Origin of the sequence: Mycobacterium sp. (assembly GCF_049585075.1) — a bacterium.
Classification (GTDB): domain Bacteria; phylum Actinomycetota; class Actinomycetes; order Mycobacteriales; family Mycobacteriaceae; genus Mycobacterium.
In genome coordinates, this window is the sequence record NZ_JBAUZA010000160.1 from 1 (window position 1) to 2,405 (window position 2,405).

The 2,405-nt window shown below is 66.2% G+C and carries 2 protein-coding genes and 1 pseudogene; 2 read left to right on the top strand and 1 reads right to left on the bottom strand.

Going from position 1 to position 2,405, the window contains the following annotated elements; genetic code table 11:
• The coding region (locus WB785_RS07455; protein WP_424078195.1) for an oxidoreductase at positions 1-504 on the top strand (504 nt) is incomplete at its 5' end.
• 468 nt (positions 505-972) lie between these two features.
• Here WB785_RS07455 and WB785_RS07460 read toward each other — a convergent pair.
• Positions 973-1,821, bottom strand: coding sequence for an HAD-IB family hydrolase (locus tag WB785_RS07460; protein WP_424078197.1), 849 nt, complete (start codon positions 1,819-1,821; stop codon positions 973-975).
• Between the two features lie 404 nt (positions 1,822-2,225).
• On the opposite strand from WB785_RS07460, the pseudogene WB785_RS07465 reads away from it, so the two are divergent.
• A pseudogene (locus WB785_RS07465) lies at positions 2,226-2,405 on the top strand (hypothetical protein); the annotation flags it as partial.

Here is a 2,405-nt window from a genome sequence, read left to right on the forward strand (position 1 = left end):
GCGCAGGCGCTGGAAGGCGGCGAGACCCCGCTGGTCGGCGTCTGGCAGCGCGCGCCGCTGCAGGCGCTGGCGCGGCTGCACATGCTCGCCGCCGCCGACCGGGTCGATGAGGGCCGGTTGGGCAGGCCACGCGCCGACCCCGATGTCGGACCCCGCCTTGAGCTGCTCGCAAAGATCGTCACCGGGGGTACCGGTGCGCCGGCGCCGGTGATCGCCGCGGTCGCCCATGGGGAGCTGCTGACCATGGCACCGTTCGGCAGCGCCGACGGAGTGGTGGCTCGGGCAGTGGCCCGACTGGTCACCATCGCCACCGGCCTGGACCCACACGGGCTGGGCGTACCGGAGGTCAGCTGGATGCGCCGCGCCGCCGACTATCGCGACGCCGCCAGCGGGTTCGCCGCCGGGACTCCCAACGGGATGTCGGCATGGTTAGTGCTCTGTTGTCGCGCCATGCGCGACGGCGCGCAGGAAGCGTTGTCGATCGCCGAATCACTAACTGACTAGGTTGCCGAAACCGCATCACCGGGAGTGATTCGATGGCTTGGTCCAGACGGACAAAGCGGGCGACGCTCCGAAATACTTCGGCTCGCCGCCCGCTAGCACGGGACCCGGTTACCAAGCGTGCAACTCTGGGCTGCGTGGGTGGCCTCGGCGATCTTGCGACACTTCCGGCTGCAATCCCACCCAAAGGACCGTCGACGCCGTCCGCTCTTCGCAATTACGCAGGCCCGCAACACTTCTGCCATCTTCGCGGCTGTGACTCCGCGTGGGTGCCGGGAACCGTGCTGGGTCGCCCAATTAGGGAGATCGAACCTTCTCTTCCGGAACGATCTTGGCCTCACCGGGCTTCCGTGACTCCTTTGTACTACGTGACCCTGGTCACATCAAGAGTCTTTTGCTTTTCGGATGCCATGAAAAAGCTGAACTGATATCGCCCGGTTACCGGACACGTTTGCTGAAGCGGCGGGGCCGCTACAGCGAGAACCGGCGGAGCAGCGAATAAGTCAGCGCCCCGGCGGCCAGTGCGCTAACACCCACCGCGGCGGTCGTCGCGACCGCGGCTCCCGACGGTGCCGGGATACGGTCGCGCAGCGACACCGGGCGCGAAAACGCCAGCACCGGCCAGCTGCGGGCGGTCGCTTCCCGGCGCAGCGCGCGATCCGGATTCACCACGCTCGGATGCCCAACGACTTCGAGCATCGGCATATCGGTGATCGAGTCGGAGTAGGCATAGCAATGCTCGAGCGGATAGCCCTCGCGCGCGGCCAACTCGCGGATCGCCTGCACCTTGCCTTCGCCGTAGCAATAGAACCCGATCTCGCCGGTGTACTTGCCGTCCTCGACGACCATGCGAGTCGCCATCGCGTGGGTGGCGCCAAGCGCACGCGCGATCGGTGCCACCAGTTCCTCGCCGGACGCCGAGACCACTACGACATCGCGGCCGCACAGCTTGTGGCTGGCGATGAGGTCCGCGGCTTCGGCGAACACCAGCGGCGTGACAATGTCATGCAGCGTCTCGCTGACAATCGACTTGACTTGCTCGACATCCCAGCCGGTGCACATGTTGGTCAGGTGGATGCGCATCCGGTCCATCTGGTCGTGGTCGGCGCCGGACAGCAGGAACAAAAACTGGGCGTAACTGGACTTGAGCACCGCTCGCCGGTTAATCAATCCCTGGGCAAAAAATGGTTTGCTGAACGCCAGCGTGCTGGACTTGGCGATGATCGTCTTATCCAGATCGAAAAATGCGGCGGTCCGAGGAGTGCGACCGGTGCGGGGCGGTGATGTTTGCTGGTCAGCGGCCGAGTCCGGGACGGTCACCGCCCCAGCATAGGGGGGCGACGCGACAAAACGCGACGTCTCCCGCAAAACAGCCGGTCAAACCCCGTTCGGTTGCTCGCGACGGCCGTACCGTCGAGCCGCGAGCCGGCTGAACGCCGTGCACAGAACAAAAACAGCTCTTGCGCTGCTAGATGCTGTCATGTGTATAGTAAGCAGTACTCGGCTTAGCCGAGGGTGCATCAGCCCGACCCCCCGGGGCTGATACACGACGACCCTCGCCTCCTCCCCCCCTGGCGGGGGTCGTCCCTTTTGTCGGGTAAGGGCCCTTGCCGCGGCCCCGCGGTTTGCCGGGCGCATCTCCCGAGTTGTGCGCAGACCACGCGTTGTCCACAAATCCTCGTTCGTGACTGGCGGCCCGGATCGTGCCCGGGCACGGTGGCCCGATGACCACCTCTACCGGAGCTGGCGGCGCTCGCGGAATCCTGGCCGTGGTAGCCCAACCCGCATTGCGCAATGAGGTCGACCGGGTTGCAGCGGCCGTCGGTGTGCGGGTCGTTTACGCCGACGGCGCATCGCCGATCAGCAGGAAAACTTGGTCGGCGGCCGCGGCGGTAGTGCTCGAC